Source organism: Aromatoleum anaerobium, assembly GCF_012910705.2.
Taxonomy (GTDB): domain Bacteria; phylum Pseudomonadota; class Gammaproteobacteria; order Burkholderiales; family Rhodocyclaceae; genus Aromatoleum; species Aromatoleum anaerobium.
This window is the reverse complement of record NZ_WTVG02000036.1, coordinates 241,477-257,774: the sequence shown is the minus strand read 5'-3', so window position 1 is coordinate 257,774 and position 16,298 is coordinate 241,477. Positions and strand designations below refer to the sequence as shown.

The 16,298-nt window shown below is 65.4% G+C and carries 15 protein-coding genes; 5 read left to right on the top strand and 10 right to left on the bottom strand.

Features of this window, described 5'->3' with window-relative positions; genetic code table 11:
- Positions 1-3: 3 nt before the first annotated feature.
- From cgtA to radC, 4 genes are all read right to left on the bottom strand, one after another.
- A complete protein-coding gene (cgtA, locus tag GO606_RS05695; RefSeq protein WP_169117810.1) occupies positions 4-1,221 on the bottom strand; it encodes an Obg family GTPase CgtA in 1,218 nt (405 codons plus the stop codon).
- Between the two features lie 79 nt (positions 1,222-1,300).
- Positions 1,301-1,564, bottom strand: a complete 264-nt coding sequence (gene rpmA, locus GO606_RS05690) for a 50S ribosomal protein L27 (RefSeq protein WP_011236299.1) — start codon at positions 1,562-1,564, stop codon at positions 1,301-1,303.
- An 18-nt stretch (positions 1,565-1,582) separates the two neighbouring features.
- Positions 1,583-1,894: a 50S ribosomal protein L21 gene (gene rplU, locus GO606_RS05685; protein ID WP_053419788.1), complete on the bottom strand. Its 312-nt coding sequence runs from the start codon at positions 1,892-1,894 to the stop codon at positions 1,583-1,585.
- A gap of 205 nt (positions 1,895-2,099) precedes the next feature.
- Positions 2,100-2,777, bottom strand: a complete 678-nt coding sequence (gene radC, locus GO606_RS05680; RefSeq protein ID WP_169117811.1) for a RadC family protein — start codon at positions 2,775-2,777, stop codon at positions 2,100-2,102.
- 47 nt (positions 2,778-2,824) lie between these two features.
- On the opposite strand from radC, the gene coaBC reads away from it, so the two are divergent.
- The 3 genes from coaBC to GO606_RS05665 all read left to right on the top strand — a co-directional run bounded on the left by coaBC (position 2,825) and on the right by GO606_RS05665 (position 5,042).
- Positions 2,825-4,036 (top strand): bifunctional phosphopantothenoylcysteine decarboxylase/phosphopantothenate--cysteine ligase CoaBC, encoded by a 1,212-nt coding sequence (gene coaBC / locus GO606_RS05675; RefSeq protein WP_169117812.1) that lies wholly within the window; start codon positions 2,825-2,827, stop codon positions 4,034-4,036.
- Positions 4,037-4,157: 121 nt separating this feature from the next.
- Complete coding sequence (gene dut, locus GO606_RS05670) at positions 4,158-4,607, top strand: dUTP diphosphatase (RefSeq protein WP_053419785.1); 450 nt, start codon at positions 4,158-4,160, stop codon at positions 4,605-4,607.
- Entirely contained in the window at positions 4,608-5,042 is a 435-nt protein-coding gene (locus tag GO606_RS05665; RefSeq protein ID WP_169117813.1) for an NUDIX hydrolase, read from the top strand. It begins immediately after the preceding gene.
- A gap of 12 nt (positions 5,043-5,054) precedes the next feature.
- Here the strand turns inward: GO606_RS05665 and aceK are convergent, their stop codons facing one another.
- The gene (aceK, locus tag GO606_RS05660) at positions 5,055-6,830 is read right to left on the bottom strand and encodes a bifunctional isocitrate dehydrogenase kinase/phosphatase (protein WP_169117814.1); all 1,776 of its coding nucleotides are present in this window, start codon (positions 6,828-6,830) and stop codon (positions 5,055-5,057) included.
- A 328-nt stretch (positions 6,831-7,158) separates the two neighbouring features.
- Here aceK and GO606_RS05655 point away from each other — a divergent pair, with 328 nt between their 5' ends.
- Positions 7,159-9,396: an NADP-dependent isocitrate dehydrogenase gene (locus tag GO606_RS05655; protein WP_169117815.1), complete on the top strand. Its 2,238-nt coding sequence runs from the start codon at positions 7,159-7,161 to the stop codon at positions 9,394-9,396.
- Positions 9,397-9,624: 228 nt separating this feature from the next.
- Positions 9,625-10,869, top strand: a complete 1,245-nt coding sequence (gene icd / locus GO606_RS05650) for an NADP-dependent isocitrate dehydrogenase (RefSeq protein WP_169117816.1) — start codon at positions 9,625-9,627, stop codon at positions 10,867-10,869.
- A gap of 85 nt (positions 10,870-10,954) precedes the next feature.
- On the opposite strand, the gene GO606_RS05645 is transcribed toward icd, so the two are convergent.
- The 5 genes from GO606_RS05645 to GO606_RS05625 form a co-directional block, all read right to left on the bottom strand.
- Positions 10,955-11,215 carry a DUF4212 domain-containing protein gene (locus tag GO606_RS05645; protein WP_169117817.1) on the bottom strand — a complete coding sequence of 87 codons (261 nt, stop codon included), beginning with the start codon at positions 11,213-11,215 and terminating at the stop codon, positions 10,955-10,957.
- Between the two features lie 106 nt (positions 11,216-11,321).
- Entirely contained in the window at positions 11,322-13,373 is a 2,052-nt protein-coding gene (gene fusA, locus GO606_RS05640) for an elongation factor G (protein ID WP_169117818.1), read from the bottom strand.
- Between the two features lie 83 nt (positions 13,374-13,456).
- The gene (locus tag GO606_RS05635) at positions 13,457-15,082 is read right to left on the bottom strand and encodes an MFS transporter (protein ID WP_169117819.1); all 1,626 of its coding nucleotides are present in this window, start codon (positions 15,080-15,082) and stop codon (positions 13,457-13,459) included.
- A gap of 89 nt (positions 15,083-15,171) precedes the next feature.
- Positions 15,172-15,903, bottom strand: coding sequence for an LrgB family protein (locus tag GO606_RS05630; protein WP_169117820.1), 732 nt, complete (start codon positions 15,901-15,903; stop codon positions 15,172-15,174).
- Positions 15,900-16,259, bottom strand: coding sequence for a CidA/LrgA family protein (locus tag GO606_RS05625; RefSeq protein WP_169117821.1), 360 nt, complete (start codon positions 16,257-16,259; stop codon positions 15,900-15,902). The genes GO606_RS05630 and GO606_RS05625 overlap by 4 nt, the downstream gene beginning before the upstream one ends.
- Between the last annotated feature and the right edge of the window lie 39 nt (positions 16,260-16,298).

Sequence of the window (16,298 nt, the reverse complement as noted above, 5' to 3'; positions counted from 1 at the left end):
TTCCTAATGATTGGGCGGGTTGGTGTCCTGCTCATCGGTGGGATCGTTCTCGTTCCCGTCGCGGTCGTCGTCGTCGCCGGTGCCAGTCTCGCCCTCGGCGAGGAGCGCCTGCAGCCGCGCCTGATAGGCCGCTTCGACGCGCGCTTCGGCTTCGGCCGCGGCGAGCGCTTCCGCATGGGTGCGGGCCGCTTTCTCGGCTTCCGCCTGGGCGCGCCCGGCGTCGAGGAAATCCTGGATCGCGAAGACCAGCTTCCTGCAGCCGTCGCCGGTCAGTGCCGAGATTTCGAAATGGCGTTCGACCGGCCCGTAGGCTTCGAGGAAGGCGGCGACACGCGCGGCGCGTTCGTCTTCGGGAATCAGGTCGAGCTTGTTCAGCGCGAGCCAGCGCGGCTTGTTGTACAGGGATTCATCGTATTTGCGCAGTTCCTCGACGATCGCCTTGGCGTCCCGCACCGGGTCGGCGTCCGGGTCGAACGGCGCGAGGTCGACGAGATGCAGCAGCACGCGCGTGCGCTGCAAATGGCGCAGGAACTGGTGGCCGAGACCGTGCCCTTCAGCCGCCCCTTCGATCAGTCCCGGAATGTCGGCGATGACGAAGCTGCGGTTCTGGTCGGTGCGCACGACGCCGAGGTTCGGCGCGAGCGTCGTGAATGGATAGTCGGCGACTTTCGGCTTGGCCGCCGAGACTGCACGGATGAACGTCGACTTGCCGGCGTTCGGCATGCCGAGCAGGCCGACGTCGGCCAGCACCTTGAGTTCGAGGCGCAGCGCGCGGCGCTCGCCTTCCTCGCCCATCGTGCGCTTGCGCGGGGCGCGGTTGACGCTCGACTTGAAGTGGAGGTTGCCCAGGCCTCCCTTGCCGCCGCGCGCGATGATCGCCTGCTTGCCGTCCTCGTCGAGGTCGGCGACGAGTTCGCCGGTGTCGAGGTCGGTGATCACCGTGCCGACCGGCATGCGCAGCACGATGTCTTCGCCGCCCTTGCCGTAGCAGTCCTTGTTGCCGCCGTTCTCGCCGCGTTGCGCGCGGTGCATGCGCGTGAAGCGGTAGTCGACGAGCGTGTTGAGGTTGCGGTCCGCAAGCGCATAGATGCTGCCGCCGCGGCCGCCGTCGCCGCCGTCCGGGCCGCCGCGCGGGACGAACTTCTCGCGCCGGAACGACGCCGAGCCGTTGCCGCCGTCGCCGGCCATGACCTCGATGCGTGCTTCGTCAATGAACTTCATGATGATGAGGTGCCTGTGGCAAAAACAAAAAAGCCCTACCGCAAGGATAGGGCTTTTCGAACCGGAACGCCGCCAGGTTTCAGGCGGCTTCGGGCACGATGACGACGGTGCGGCGGCGCTGCGCGCCCTTGATCGTGAACTGCACGGTGCCGTCCTTCAGGGCGAACAGCGTGTGGTCCTTGCCGATGCCGACGTTTTCGCCCGGATGGTATTCGGTGCCGCGCTGGCGAACGATGATGTTGCCGGCGAGCACGAACTGGCCGCCATAGCGCTTGACGCCGAGGCGTTTCGATTCCGAGTCGCGGCCGTTACGGGAACTGCCGCCAGCTTTTTTGTGTGCCATGTCGAATTACCTCCGGACTCAGGCCGAGATCGCTTCGATGCGAAGCTCGGTGTAGTTCTGGCGATGCCCCTGGTGCTTCTGGTAGTGCTTGCGGCGGCGCATCTTGAAAATCTTGATCTTGTCGTGACGGCCGTGGGACACCACGGTCGCCGTGACGACGGCGCCGGAAACCACCGGGGTGCCGATCTTGACCGACTCGCCCTCGCCGACCATGAAAACCTGGTCGATGGTGATTTCGGAGCCCACGTCTGCCGGTATCTGTTCTACCTTGATCTTTTCGCCGGCCGCGACGCGATACTGCTTGCCGCCGGTTTTTATCACCGCGTACATGGTGTTGCTCCAGTTGATGGGTTTGCAAAAGAATCGAGCACTCTAATTGCGAAGTCGATGATAGTCAAGGATTTCAAGGCCTTCTGCCGGTGGCGGAGAGGCCGGCAGAGTTTGCGGGGTAGCGTGGCATGACCACCGCTGCGAAGGCCTGGTGAGTGCTCTTGCCATTTCGGCAGGTCCGGGCGGCGTGCGCCCGGCCGTCACGCTACAGCAGTCCGCGTTCGGCGAACGACAAAGGCTGCGCATGGGCGGTGACGATGAAGTGATCGAGGACACGGATATCGACGAGTTCGAGCGCCTGCTTGAGGCTGCGCGTCAGCAGTTCGTCCGCGGGGCTCGGCTCGGCGGCGCCCGAGGGGTGGTTGTGGGCGAGAATCACCGCGGCCGCGTTGCGCGCCAGCGCGAGCTTGACGACTTCGCGCGGGTAGACGCTGGTCTGCGTCAGCGTGCCGCGGAACAGTTCGACCGCTTCGATCAGGCGATTGCGCGCATCGAGCAGCAGCACGTGGAACACCTCGTGCGGCAGCGAGCCGATGCGCAGGCGCAGCCAGTTGCGCACGGCAAGCGGCGACTCGAACACGTCGGCATCGTTCATCTGCTCGGCGAGCGCGCGCCGCGCCAGTTCCATGACTGCCTGCAGTTGGGCATACTTTGCGAGGCCCATGCCCGGGATCGCGGAAAATTCCGCGGCGGAGGCGGCGCACAGGCGGGTCAGCGAGCCGAACTGTTGCAGCAGCTCGCGCGCGAGATCGACGGCGCTTTTGCCGCGCATGCCGACGCGCAGGAACAGCGCGAGCAGTTCGGCGTCGGACAGCGCGGACGTGCCGCGGGTGAGGAGTTTTTCGCGCGGACGCTCGTTTTCGGGCCAGTCGGTGATTGCCATGATGGGGTGGGTGTGAGGATGTGTTCGCTAATTATACGGAATATGCCATGAGCGAATTGAACGGGCGCCGGATCGTGCTTGGCGTCACCGGCGGCGTTGCCGCGTACAAGGCTGCGGAACTCGTGCGGCTGCTGGGAAAAGCGGGCGCCGACGTGCACGTCGCGCTGACCGCCGGCGGCGCGCGTTTCGTCACGCCGGTGACTTTCCAGGCGCTGTCGGGCAACCCGGTGTGGTCGGATCTGTGGGATGCGCGCATCGATAACAACATGGCGCATATCGATCTGACGCGCGGCGCCGACGCGATCCTGATCGCACCGGCGACGGCCGACGTCATCGCGAAGCTCGTCCACGGCATCGCCGACGACCTGCTGACGACGCTGTGCCTCGCGCGCGAATGTCCGCTGCTCGTCGCGCCGGCAATGAACCGTCAGATGTGGGAGCACCCGGCCACACGGCGCAACGTTGCGCAGCTCGCGGCCGACGGTGTCGCGGTGGTCGGCCCGGGCGCCGGGGATCAGGCCTGCGGCGAGACCGGCATGGGTCGGATGCTCGAGCCCGACGAACTGCTCGAGCACCTGATCGCCTTTTTCCAGCCGAAGCTGCTTGCCGGGCGCAAGGTCGTGATGACCGCGGGGCCGACCTTCGAGGCGATCGATCCGGTGCGCGGCATCACGAACACGAGTTCCGGCAAGATGGGCTACGCGCTCGCGCAGGCCTGCCGGCGCGCCGGCGCCGAAGTCGTGCTGGTCAGCGGGCCGACCGGACTGTCGGCGCCGCTCGGCGTCGATCGCGTCGACGTGCGCAGCGCGCTGCAGATGCGCGATGCCGTCACCGCGGCGCTGCCGGGTGCCGATGTCTTCATCGGCGTCGCCGCGGTCGCGGATTACCGGCCGGTGTCGGCCGCCGAGCACAAGGTGAAGAAGTCGTCCGCCGAGCTCACTTTGACGCTGACGCCCAACCCGGACATCCTCGCCGAAGTCGCGGCACGACCGGACGCGCCGTTCTGCGTCGGCTTCGCCGCCGAAAGCCGCGAGCTCGATGCGTACGCCGAAGGCAAGCGGCGCGCCAAGCACCTGCCGATGCTGGTCGGCAACCTCGTGCAGGACGGGCTCGGCGGCGACGACAACCAGGTGATCCTGTATGACGACGCCGGGCGCCATCCTCAATCGCGCGCGCCCAAAACCGTTGTCGCGCAGAAGATCGTCGAGCATCTGGCGGGCCTGCTGGCGAGGCAGGCCGCCCGGCAGCTCGCGACTTGAGCGCGACCGGCCGCCGCGTTACGACCCGGGACCAACGGGCGCGATAATCAACAAAGTCATTTCCGTTTGCGGCGGCGGTCTGTCGGCTGCGCGGGCGACGATTTTCAGTTCCGAGGGGAAAATGCACCGAATAGACGTCAAGATTCTCGACGACCGCCTGCGCACTCATGCGCCCGCGTATGCGACGCCGGGTGCGGCAGGGCTCGATCTGCGCGCCTGCCTGAACGCGCCGGTGAGCCTCCATCCGGGCGAGACCACGCTGATTCCGAGCGGACTCGCGATCCATCTCGCCGATCCGGGGCTCGCGGCGATGGTGCTGCCGCGCTCGGGCCTCGGTCACAAACATGGCATTGTGCTCGGCAACCTCGTCGGCCTGATCGATTCGGACTACCAGGGGCAGATCTTCGTGTCGGTATGGAATCGCGGGCGCGAAACCTTCACGGTCCAGCCGATGGAGCGCATCGCCCAGCTGGTGGTCGTGCCGGTGCTGCAGGTCGGCTTCAACATCGTCGATGAATTCCCGCAAAGCGATCGCGGTGCGGGCGGTTTCGGCAGCACCGGCAAGCACTGAATGCGCGACGGGATTCCGGTCGGCGTCCACGTCATCGTCGAGCGGAACGGCGAAGTGCTGCTGCTCAGACGCGCCGGGACGGGATTCTTCGACGGGCTGTACAGCCTTCCCGGCGGCCACGTGGAACCCGGCGAATCGCTGCTCGAAGCGGCCGTGCGGGAAATGTGCGAGGAAACCGGGCTGTGCTTGCACGCGGATGCGCTCGAATACGTCGGCGTCGTGCATCGCCGGTCCGACACGAATCGTGTCGATTTCTTTGTTCGCGCGAAGCGTTTCACGGGCGAGCCGCAGATTCGCGAACCGGACAAGTGCGACGGACTCGGCTGGTTCGGGCGTGACGGTCTTCCTGCCGCGACCGTTCCTTACATCCGCGCTGGGCTGGACGCGCGGCCGGCGCCGTGGGTGCTGGAGCTCGGGTGGCAGGACGATGCGTGAGGCGGCCGCCCGTCAGGCCGCCTGGTCTGCGCGTCCGCGCTCGTTGCTCCACAGGTTGCAGAAGCGCAACTCGGTCGGGTACGGGAAGAAGTCTTCGAGATAGCCCCTGCGGATCGACGCCTGCACGTCCTGCCAGAACTTGGCGTCGAGCAGGTCGCGGTGGTGCTTCAGGAAAGCCTTGCGCACGCGCGGCGCGCCAAGCAGGAAGGTCGCGAATTCTTCCGGAAAGACGTCCATCGGACCCGCCGAATACCACGGCTCGGCGGCCATCTCCATCTCCGGATACGGTGCCGGCGGGATCCTGCGGAAGTTCATGGAGGTCATGAACTCGATCTCGTCGTAGTCGTAGAACACCACGCGGCCGTAGCGCGTCACGCCGAAGTTCTTCCACAGCATGTCGCCGGGGAAGATGTTGGCCGTCGCCAGCTCGCGGATCGCGTTGCCGTATTCCCGCACCGCGTATTCGACCTGAGCGTCGTCGGCGCGCTCGAGGTAGATGTTCAGCGGCGTCATGCGGCGTTCGATGTACAGGTGCTTGATGATTACCGAATCGCCTTCGATCTCGAACGCCGATGGCGCCAGCGCGCGCAATTCGTCGAGCAGTTCGGGGTGGAAGCGCGACAGCGGCAGCGCGGCGTACGAGAATTCGAGCGTGTCCGCCATGCGGCCGACGCGGTCAACCTGCTTCACCATCAGGTACTTGCGCTTGACGGTCGCGCGGTCCATGTTTTTCGATGCGCCGAACACGTCCTTGATGATCTTGAACACGTAGGGGTAGGACGGCAGCGTGAACACCAGCATCACGAGGCCGCGGATGCCGGGCGCAATGATGAATTGGTCGTTCGAGTGGCGCAGGTGCGCGATGAGGTCGCGGAAGAACATCGTCTTGCCCTGCTTGCCGAGCCCGAGCATCGTGTAGAGCTCGGAACGGTGCTTGTTCGGCATGATCGAGCGCAGGAAGTGAACGTAGCCGGACGGGACTTCCATATCGACGAGGAAATACGCGCGCGACAGCGAGAACAGCACCGAGATGCGCCACGGATCGAGCAGGATCGTGTCGATCTCGAGCCGGCCGGCCGGGTTGTGCCGGACCGCCAGCGCGAACGGATATTCCTGGTAGCCGTTGATCGCCTTGCCGATGATATAGGCGGTCTTGTTGCGGTAGAACGCCGAGTACAGCACCTGGATCTGGCAATTGACCTCCATGTCGGGCCATTCGCCGAGGTGGTCGTGCACGGCGCGCAGGATGTTGTCGATGTCGCGGTCCAGATCCGCGAACGGCCGCTGCCAGTCGAAATCCTCGATGATCCGCCGCACGGTGGTGCGCAGGCCTTCGTCCTGCGGGTAATAGCTGCTGTAGACCGGCGGATAGGATTCGATGTATTCGGTCGAGACGGCGGGGCGCGCGAACAGGTAGTCGTTGTTGAAATACGTGCGGTGCAGGATCTTGCAGCACACCGAATTGAAGAACGTCTCCGCCAGTTCCGGCTGCTTGTGCCGCATCAGGATGCCGATGTACTGGAGCTTGAGCTGCTGCCAGGTGCTGTCGTCGAGCGAATCGGCGTCGAACTCCTCGTGCAGCCGCCGGACCGCCTCATCGACGCGCTCGTCGTAGAACTGCACCCGCTCGCGCACCGCGTCGATCTGCGCCTGCCAATCGGCGGCCTCGAAGCTTTCCTTCGCGCGGCGCGAGGTCTCGCGGAAGATCCGGTAGTGCTTGTTGAAGCCTTCGATCATCGCCTGGGCGATCGATTGGGCGACCGGGTTTTCCCCGACGGGTGCGTCCATGGATTCCTCGTCTCGGTGATGAGGTGCGACGTTGGCGCGCGCAGCGGCGTGATGGCGCACATTTTATCCCGAAACCTGATAGGGGCTGACTGGAGCACCGCTCCCGAGCTGATCGCAGAACCGCTCGTACCGGTGGGTCGATGGTGGATATCTTGTGTCTTATATAAGAGTAAGATTGTGCGGCTGGCGGCAACCTGCCGCGCTCGCAGGTCTATAATTATGCGCCGTCAGAAAATGAGCGGATGCGATCGAGCCTTCAGGGGCCGTATCTCGTCCCGTTTTTGCGTCCGTCAGGCTTTGCGCAGGCAAAATAACGAGGGAGAAATGCATGACAACGAAGAGTCCGACCATCATCTACACGCTCACCGATGAGGCGCCGCTGCTGGCGACCTACTCGCTGCTGCCGATCATCGAGACGTTTGCCGCGCCGGCCGGCATCAATATCGCGAAGAGCGACATCTCGGTGGCGGCTCGTATCCTCGCCGAATTCTCGGACTACCTGACCGACGCGCAGAAGGTGCCCGACAACCTGGCCGAACTCGGCCGGCTCACGCAGGATCCGGACACCAACATCATCAAGCTTCCCAACATCAGCGCCGCGGTGCAGCAGCTCACTACCGCGATCGCCGAGCTGCAGCAGAAGGGTTATGCGATTCCGAATTACCCGGAAGCGCCGAAGAGCGACGAAGAAAAGATCATCAAGCAGCGCTACGGCAAGGCACTCGGCAGCGCGGTCAACCCGGTGCTGCGCGAAGGCAACTCGGACCGCCGCGCCCCGCCGGCGGTCAAGCGCTATGCGCGCAAGCATCCGCACTCGATGGGCGAGTGGAGCATGGCGTCGCGCACCCATGTGGCACACATGAAGAGCGGCGACTTCTACCATGGCGAGAAGTCGATGACGCTGGATCGCGCGCGCGACGTAAGGATGGATCTCGTCACCCGGCGTGGTGAGACCATCGTGCTCAAGCCGAAGGTCGCGCTGCTCGACGGCGAGATCATCGACTCGATGTTCATGAGCAAGAAGGCGCTGTGTGCGTTCTACGAAGAGCAGATGGAAGACGCGCGCAAGACCGGCGTGATGTTCTCGCTGCACGTCAAGGCGACGATGATGAAGGTCTCGCACCCGATCGTGTTCGGCCACGCGGTCAAGATCTTCTACAAGGAAGCCTTCGAGAAGCACGGCAAGCTCTTCGACGAACTGGGCGTCAACGTCAACAACGGCATGTCGAACCTCTACGAGAAGATCGCGACGCTGCCGGAATCGAAGCGCGACGAGATCGTTCGCGACCTGCACGCCTGCCATGAGCATCGCCCCGAACTGGCGATGGTCGACTCGGCCAAGGGCATCACCAACCTGCACGCCCCGAACGACGTGATCGTCGACGCCTCGATGCCGGCGATGATCCGCATCGGCGGCAAGATGTGGGGCGCCGACGGCAAGCCGAAGGACACCAAGGCGGTGATGCCGGAGAGCACCTTCGCCCGGATCTACCAGGAGATGATCAACTTCTGCAAGACCAACGGCAACTTTGATCCGACGACGATGGGGACCGTCCCGAACGTCGGCCTGATGGCGCAGCAGGCCGAGGAATACGGTTCGCACGACAAGACTTTCGAGATTCCGGAGGCCGGCGAGGCGCGCATCGTCGATATCGCCACCGGCGAAGTGCTGCTGACGCAGAATGTCGAGGAAGGCGACATCTGGCGCATGTGCCAGGTCAAGGACGCTGCGATCCGCGACTGGGTCAAGCTGGCCGTCAACCGTGCCCGCAACTCCGGCATGCCGGCGCTGTTCTGGCTCGACCCTTATCGCCCGCACGAGGCGGAGCTGATCAAGAAGGTCGAGACCTATCTGAAGGATCACGACACCACCGGGCTCGACATCCAGATCATGTCGCAGGTGCGCGCGATGCGTTACACGCTCGAACGCGTCATCCGCGGCCTCGACACCATCTCGGTGACCGGCAACATCCTGCGCGACTACCTGACCGATCTCTTCCCGATCATGGAACTGGGCACCAGCGCGAAGATGCTGTCGATCGTGCCGCTGATGGCCGGTGGCGGCATGTACGAAACCGGTGCGGGCGGCTCGGCGCCGAAGCACGTGCAGCAGTTGGTCGAGGAAAATCACCTGCGCTGGGATTCGCTCGGAGAATTCCTCGCGCTGGCGGTGTCGCTCGAGGACATGGGCATCAAGACCGGCAACGACAAAGCCAAGTTGCTTGCCCGGACCCTCGACGAGGCGACCGGAAAACTGCTCGACAACGACAAGTCGCCGTCGCGCAAGACGGGTGAGCTGGACAACCGCGGCAGCCACTTCTACCTCGCCCTGTACTGGGCGCAGGCGCTGGCGGCGCAGGACGACGATGCGCAGCTGAAGGCCCGTTTCGCACCGGTGGCGAAGGCGCTGGCCGAGAACGAGCAGAGGATCGTCGAGGAACTGCGCGCAGCGCAGGGGCGTCCGGCCGATATCGGCGGCTACTACCTGCCTGATCCGGCGAAGACCCGCGCGGTGATGCGCCCGAGCGCCACGTTCAATGCGATCCTGGCGGAAGCCTCGGCCTGAGGGTGGCGAAGCGCGCGTCGCGGAAGGGGCGCGCGCAGGCGGAAATCCTGGCGCCGGAAGAAGGTGCCGGGGTTTTGCGCCACAGTTGATATCCGGAGGGGGGGAGGAGCATCATCCGCATACGTCGTCCCCGGGGGCGCCCTGCGAGGTGATCCCCCAAGCTGCCAGTCGAAGGTTTTCAGTGCAAAGCTGAGTCAATCGAAACGCGTCCACATAGAGGGAGTAGGCATGAGCACATCTCACATCACAGTTCCCGCCGGCGGCCAGAAAATCATTCCCGGCCAGCCCATCCCCGACAATCCGGTCATCCCGTTCATCGAAGGTGACGGCATCGGCGTAGACATCACCCCGGTGATGATCAAGGTCATCGACGCGGCAGTCGACAAAGCCTATGGCGGCAAGAGAAAAATCCACTGGATGGAAGTCTATGCCGGTGAGAAATCGACTCAGGTCTACGGCCCGGATGAGTGGCTGCCGAAGGAAACCTTCGACGCGCTCAAGGAATACTCGGTGTCGATCAAGGGCCCGATGACGACTCCGGTCGGCGGGGGCATTCGCTCGCTGAACGTCGCGCTGCGCCAGGAACTCGACCTTTATCAGTGCGTGCGTCCGATCCAGTACTTCAAGGGCGTACCTTCGCCGCTGAAGAACCCGGAACTGACCAACATGGTGATCTTCCGCGAGAACACGGAGGACATCTATGCCGGCATCGAGTGGCAGGAAGGCTCGGAGCAGGTCAAGAAGGTCATCGCGTTCCTGCAGAACGAAATGGGCGTCAAGAAGATCCGCTTCCCGGAGACGTCGGGCATCGGCATCAAGCCGGTTTCGGTCGAAGGCACGCAGCGCCTGGTGCGCGCCGCGCTCAAGTACGTGATCGACAACGACCGCAAGTCGCTGACCATCGTGCACAAGGGCAACATCATGAAGTTCACCGAAGGCCTGTTCCGCGACGTGGCCTACGAGCTGGCGCAGAAGGAATTCGGCGCGCAGCCGATCGATGGCGGCCCGTGGTGCAAGTTCAAGAACCCGAACACCGGGCGCGAGATCGTCGTCAAGGACTCGATCGCCGACGCCTTCCTGCAGCAGATCCTGCTGCGTCCGGCCGAGTACGACGTCATCGCGACGACCAACCTGAACGGCGACTACATCTCCGACGCGCTGGCCGCGCAGGTCGGCGGCATCGGCATCGCGCCGGGGGCGAACATTTCCGACCAGTACGCCTGCTTCGAAGCGACCCACGGCACGGCGCCGAAGTACGCCGGCCTGGACAAGGTCAACCCCGGTTCGCTGATCCTGTCCGCCGAGATGATGTTGCGTTTCATGAAGTGGACAGAAGCTGCCGATCTCGTCATCAAGGGCATGGAAGCCGCCATCGGCGACAAGGTCGTGACCTACGACTTCGCGCGCCTGATGGAAGGCGCCCAGGAAGTGTCCTGCTCGGCGTTCGGCGACGCGATGATCGCGCGCATGTAATTCGGGTTCGTTGAAACGCACAAGCCCCCGAAAGGGGGTTTTTCCCGTTTACGGCGGACGTTCGTGCCGTCGCTCGACGTTCCCCCTACCGGCGTTCGCTGACCCCGTGGCAGCGGTCGAGACGATTCATGGCATGAACGTAGATGCCGATGATGACCAGGTAGGTCAGCAGCGATCCCTGGGCAAAGATGTAGAAGCCGAGAGGGAAGCCCAGGAAGGAGTAGCGGTTGAGTTCGTCGGCGAAGTAACCGGCTCCGAACGTGACGAGGAACCAGACGGACAGCAGCGCTATCGTGAGCAGCAGGGTGCGGCGCCAGTAGGCCCGCTGTTGTTCGGTCAGTTTCATTGTTCCAGCCGAGGGTCCGGGTGAGCCCAACAGGGAGCGCAAGCGGCAGGCGAGCAGCGCCCCCGGCGCTTGCGCGCGGTTCTCCTGATACGGGAGGCGTCTTGCGCTATTGGGCCGAACTCCGCTCGGCATGGAGCTTCGCGAGGCGCTGTTGCACCTCCTGCGGGGCGGGCTCGTGGCCGCTCGCGGCGAGCACGAATTCGCTCTCGCCGGCGCAGATCGCTTTCAGCCGCGCCTCGAAGCCTTCCATCTCGGCCATCGGCACGGTCGCGGTGAGCACTGTCCACCCGCTCGCCGGGCTCTCGGTGGCCGTGAGCCGGCCCCGGCGCGCGGCGAACTCGGCGGTGATGTCGCCAAAATGACTGTCCTCGACTTTCACCGTGACCGTCACCAGCGGTTCAAGCACGATCGGCCGCGCGGCAAGCAGGGCGTCGAGCGTCGCGTGACGCCCGGCGGTGACGAACGAGATTTCGTTCGAATCGACCGCATGATGCTTGCCGTCGGTCAGCACGACGCGCACGTCCTGCACCGGGAAGCCGGACAACGCTCCTTCGGCGAGCGCCTGCCGCACGCCTTTCTCGACGGCCGGCAGGAAGTTCGTCGGAATCGCGCCTCCTTTGACCTCGCTGCCGAGCTCGATGCCGGAACCGCGCGGGAGAGCCTCGACGCGCAGCGCGACCTCGCCGAATTGTCCGGCGCCGCCGCTCTGCTTCTTGTGGCGGTAGCGCGCCTCGGCGGTGGCGGCGATGGTTTCGCGGTACGGCACTGTCGGTGTCGCGGTGTCGAGCTGCAGGTTCCAGCGCGTGCGCAACTGCTCCAGCACGATCTTGAGATGCAGCTCTCCGAGACCCCGGATCACCGTGTGGCGCGCCTGATGATCGAACCCGACCTCGAGGCACGGATCCTCGTCGACGAGCCGCGCCAGCGCTTCGGCCAGTTTCTGTTCGTCACCGTGTTTCCTCGTGATCAGGGCGAGACCGAACACCGGTTGCGGATAGCGCGGCGCGGCGAGGTGGTAGGTGTCTTCGTCGTGGGAGTCGTGCAGCACGGCGTCCGGGTGGATGTCGTCGACGCGCGCGACGGCGCAGATGTCGCCCGGCACGCCGACCGGGGTTTCGACCTGGTTCTTGCCTTGCAGGCGCAGCAGGTGCGCGACCTTGAAGCTCTTGCGGCTGTCGCCGATATAGAGCTGGGTGTTCGGGCCGAGCGTGCCCTGGTGGATGCGGAACAGCCCGAGCTTGCCGCGGTACGGATCGTTCGCGACCTGGAACACATGCGCGATGACGTGGCGGGCGGGGTCCGGCGTGACCTCGACCGGCTGCGCCTGGTTGCCTTCTCCTTTGAGGAAGCGCGGCGGATTGCCCTCCGTCGGGTCCGGCATCAGGCGGCCGAGAATGTCGAGCAGCTCGTTCACCCCGGCGCCGGAGCGCGAAGAAACGAAGCACACCGGGATCAGGTGGCCTTCGCGCAGTGCCTGTTCGAACGGCGCGTGAAGCTGCTCGGGGTCGAGCGACTCGCCCTGCTCCAGGTAACTTGCCATCAGCGCCTCGTCGAGTTCGACGACCTGGTCGATGATCGCCTCGTGCGCCGCGCCGACCGACGAGAACGCGGTTTCGGCATCGTGGTCGGGCGTGAAAAAGCAGTCGATGACGCGTGCGCCGTCGGCGGCCGGCAGGTTGACGGGCAGGCATTCGCGACCAAAGGTCGCCGTCAGTTTCTCCATCAGCCCAGCGAGGTCGGCAGTGCTCGCAGCGTCGATCTTCGATACGACCACCAGGCGGCACTTGTCGGCCGCGGCGTCCATCATCCGGCGCGTGCCGCTTTCGATGCCTGCCTGTGCGCTGACGACGACTGCCGCCGTCTCGACCGCGGGCAGCGCCGACAGCGCCCGGCCGGCGAGATCCGGCAGGCCCGGAGTGTCGAGCATATTGACCCAGTGCCCGGCCCATTCGAAGTGCGCGATCGACATCGCAAGGGAATGGCCCATCGCCTTTTCCTGCGCATCGAAGTCGCTGACGGTGTCGCCGCGCTCGATGCTGCCGGCCGCGCCGATCGTCCCCGATGCGACGAGCAGGGCTTCGAGCAGAGTGGTCTTGCCGCCGCCGGAATGGCCGAGCAGGGCGACGTTGCGGATGTCGTGTACCGAGGTGGGTGTCATGGCGCTGTCCTCCCGTTGTCGTTTGGCTAGAGTTTCCGCCTGTCGCGCCGCGCGTGCAACGCCCGGCGGCGCGACAGGCCGGTTCAGGCGCTGCGCAGGCCGAGCAGCCGGGTCACCGCGATCGCCAGCAGCGGCAGCGACAATCCCAGCAGTGTGACGGTGATCAGCAGCACGCCGAGTTCGGAATAATCGGCCGGGATGGTCACGGCGCCACTGGCCGGATCGCGCACTTCGCGGCTGACCGTGAAGATCTCGTTCAGGTATTTCGTGCCGAGCTGCGCCGCCGACAACGCGAGGTTCGTGAACGACGCCATCACCGCGAAGAACGTCGCCTTCAGGTGAGGAGGCGCGGAATTCGCGATCCACGCGAGCATCGGCACCATCGACACCTGTCCGAGCGGCGACTCGAGCGCGGTGTTCGCGATCGCGATGAAGCGCGCGTCGATGAGCCCGCCCGTGAGCCGTGCGGTCCATTCGTGCAGGCCGTAGAACATGCCGACGATCGGGCCGGACAGCAGCGTCGCGGCAAGCGTCAGCACGATGACGATCTGCGCGATCGACTTTTCCGCCATGAAGCGGCGGAACAGGAACAGGCCGGCGAGCGTCAGCGTGCTCGTGATCAGGTCGAGCCGCGACAGGAAGCTCTGGTCGAAGCCGAGTACATCGATCATCCACCAGCTCGCGCCGGCCCCCGGCGTCGGCATCGCGCGAAAGACGAAGATCACGATGACGGTGCCGAGCAGCGTGCGCGCTGCCTCCGGGGCGAGTTCGCGCAGCAGCTTCGCGATCATCACGGCGATGATCGCGAACGACGACGCGAAGATCAGCTCCTGGCCGTACGCCATGCCGGACAACCCGACGCCGAGGGTGAGGGCGACGAACACCGCGCTGCCACCCAGGATCCACCAGTTCGGCGCCGTTTTTTCCTGTGGATCGTGCACCAGGCGATCGACTTCCGCACGGCTGTGGCCGAGCTTTGCCAGCCGCCGCGCCTCGCGCCGCTTGAGCATGCCGGCGAGCAGCACGCCGCTGATCGACAGCAGCGGGATCACCAGCGCGAGCTCGTAGATGCGCACGTAGATCTCGACCTTCGCGGACTCGGGCAGGGTTTCGGCGCCCTGGAACATCGCGACGTTCGCGAGCGACACCAGCACCGTGCCGCCGATGATCGCGACGCGTCCGAGCATCTGCATCGTCGTGTGCATCAGCCTGACCGTCTCGGCCGGGTAGGGGGCGCCGTCGGCGTCGAGCCGGGGCACCGCCTCGACCGTCATCGCGTCGGCGACCGCGTCCTGCATCACGTAGCCGAGCGGCGCGAGCAGCGCCGACAGCACGAACCAGGCTTCGGCGCTCATCACAGTGCGCATCTGGTCGGGCCGGGAGATCAGCCCGATCATGATCGCGAGGCTCGCCGCGATCAGGGTCGCGCCGAGATAGACGAGGCCGGCCTTGTGCCGCCACATCAGGTCGACGAGATGGCCGATCGGCATCTTCAGCGCCCACGGAATGCCGGCCCAGAAGCCGAGCGCGGCGAGAAAAGCCGCCGACAGGCCGAGGTAGTCCTTGACGAAGAAGGTGCCGACGATTCCGGTCAGGCCCGACACGCCGGCCGCGACATACACCATCAGCGGCGGCAGGTACGACAGCCGCATCTCGCGGCCGAGCTCCAGGATGTTGCGGTCGAACCAGCGGTACAGGGCAGTGCCCAAGGTGGGGGTTCCGGTGGTCAGGGGCGGATCGGGTTGAAGGGGAAAACGAAGGGGGAAAGACGAAAAGGGGAAAGCCAACCGGCGGCACATCAGCCCGTCAGTCGCTCGAGCCACGGCAGGACCCACGGCAACGAGGCGGCGGTCAGCAGTCCGTTGAGGCCCATGCCGAGCGCGGCGAAGGCGCCCGCCTGTTCGCTGACCTGGAACGCGCGCGCCGTGCCGATGCCATGCGACGCGATGCCGATCGCGAAGCCGCGCACCGCGTGGTCGTCGATGCGCAGCATCCGGTAGACATAGCGCGCGCAGATCGCGCCGAGGATGCCGGTGCAGATGACCAGTACCGCGGTGAGCGAGGGCAGGCCACCGAGACGCTCGGCGACTCCCATCGCGATCGGCGTCGTGACGCTCTTCGGCGCAAGCGACATCATCGACTCGCGGCTCGCTCCGAGCAGCGCCGCGATGCCGACCGCCGACAGCGCCGCGGTCAGCGACCCGGCGACGAGCGTCGCGAGCAACGGCACCAGCATGCTGCGCAAGCGCCCCCACTGCGCATACAGCGGGATCGCCAGCGCGACGGTGGCCGGGCCGAGCAGGAAATGCACGAACTGCGCGCCGTCGAAATAGGTCTCGTACGAGGTGTCCGTCACGCTCAGCACCAGCACCAGCATGATCACCGCGAGCATCACCGGGTTCAGCAGGGGATGATGGTTCGCGCGGCGGTACAGCCACAGCGCTGCCTGATACGCGAGCAGCGTCAGCGTCAGGCCGAGCAGCGGCGTCGCCGACAGATAGACCCAGATCTCGCCGAGCACCGGCGTCATCGGGATTCTCCGCGGCCGTGTGTGCGGTGCGTCAACCTTTGCAGCAGCAGCGCGGCGACTGCGATCGACAGCAGGGTGCTGAACACCAGCGCGACGCTCAGCGGCAGCCACTCGTCGGCAAGTCGCTGGAAATGCAGCATGACGCCAGTGCCTGCCGGCACGAACAGCAGTGACAGGTGCTGCAGGACGCCGTTCGCAGTACCGCGCAATTGTTCGCCGGGTCCGCGGCGCACGATCAGCGTGACGAACAGCAGGCCCATGCCGACGACCGGACCGGGGATCGGCAGATCGAGCGCGCGCACCAGCACTTCGCCGACGAGCTGGAACACGAGGAGTAGCGTGAGGGCGCCGATCATGAAGTCTCTCCGGGGCGGGCCGAGCGGGATGATCGCGAC

Excerpts from the sequence above, each read along its gene's own strand:
- cgtA (WP_169117810.1), bottom strand. The coding sequence starts at position 1,221 with ATGAAGTTCATTGACGAAGCACGCATCGAGGTCATGGCCGGCGACGGC.
- rpmA (WP_011236299.1), bottom strand. The coding sequence starts at position 1,564 with ATGGCACACAAAAAAGCTGGCGGCAGTTCCCGTAACGGCCGCGACTCG.
- rplU (WP_053419788.1), bottom strand. The coding sequence starts at position 1,894 with ATGTACGCGGTGATAAAAACCGGCGGCAAGCAGTATCGCGTCGCGGCC.
- radC (WP_169117811.1), bottom strand. The coding sequence starts at position 2,777 with ATGGCAATCACCGACTGGCCCGAAAACGAGCGTCCGCGCGAAAAACTC.
- coaBC (WP_169117812.1), top strand. The coding sequence starts at position 2,825 with ATGAGCGAATTGAACGGGCGCCGGATCGTGCTTGGCGTCACCGGCGGC.
- dut (WP_053419785.1), top strand. The coding sequence starts at position 4,158 with ATGCACCGAATAGACGTCAAGATTCTCGACGACCGCCTGCGCACTCAT.
- GO606_RS05665 (WP_169117813.1), top strand. The coding sequence starts at position 4,608 with ATGCGCGACGGGATTCCGGTCGGCGTCCACGTCATCGTCGAGCGGAAC.
- aceK (WP_169117814.1), bottom strand. The coding sequence starts at position 6,830 with ATGGACGCACCCGTCGGGGAAAACCCGGTCGCCCAATCGATCGCCCAG.
- GO606_RS05655 (WP_169117815.1), top strand. The coding sequence starts at position 7,159 with ATGACAACGAAGAGTCCGACCATCATCTACACGCTCACCGATGAGGCG.
- icd (WP_169117816.1), top strand. The coding sequence starts at position 9,625 with ATGAGCACATCTCACATCACAGTTCCCGCCGGCGGCCAGAAAATCATT.
- GO606_RS05645 (WP_169117817.1), bottom strand. The coding sequence starts at position 11,215 with ATGAAACTGACCGAACAACAGCGGGCCTACTGGCGCCGCACCCTGCTG.
- fusA (WP_169117818.1), bottom strand. The coding sequence starts at position 13,373 with ATGACACCCACCTCGGTACACGACATCCGCAACGTCGCCCTGCTCGGC.
- GO606_RS05630 (WP_169117820.1), bottom strand. The coding sequence starts at position 15,903 with ATGACGCCGGTGCTCGGCGAGATCTGGGTCTATCTGTCGGCGACGCCG.
- GO606_RS05625 (WP_169117821.1), bottom strand. The coding sequence starts at position 16,259 with ATGATCGGCGCCCTCACGCTACTCCTCGTGTTCCAGCTCGTCGGCGAA.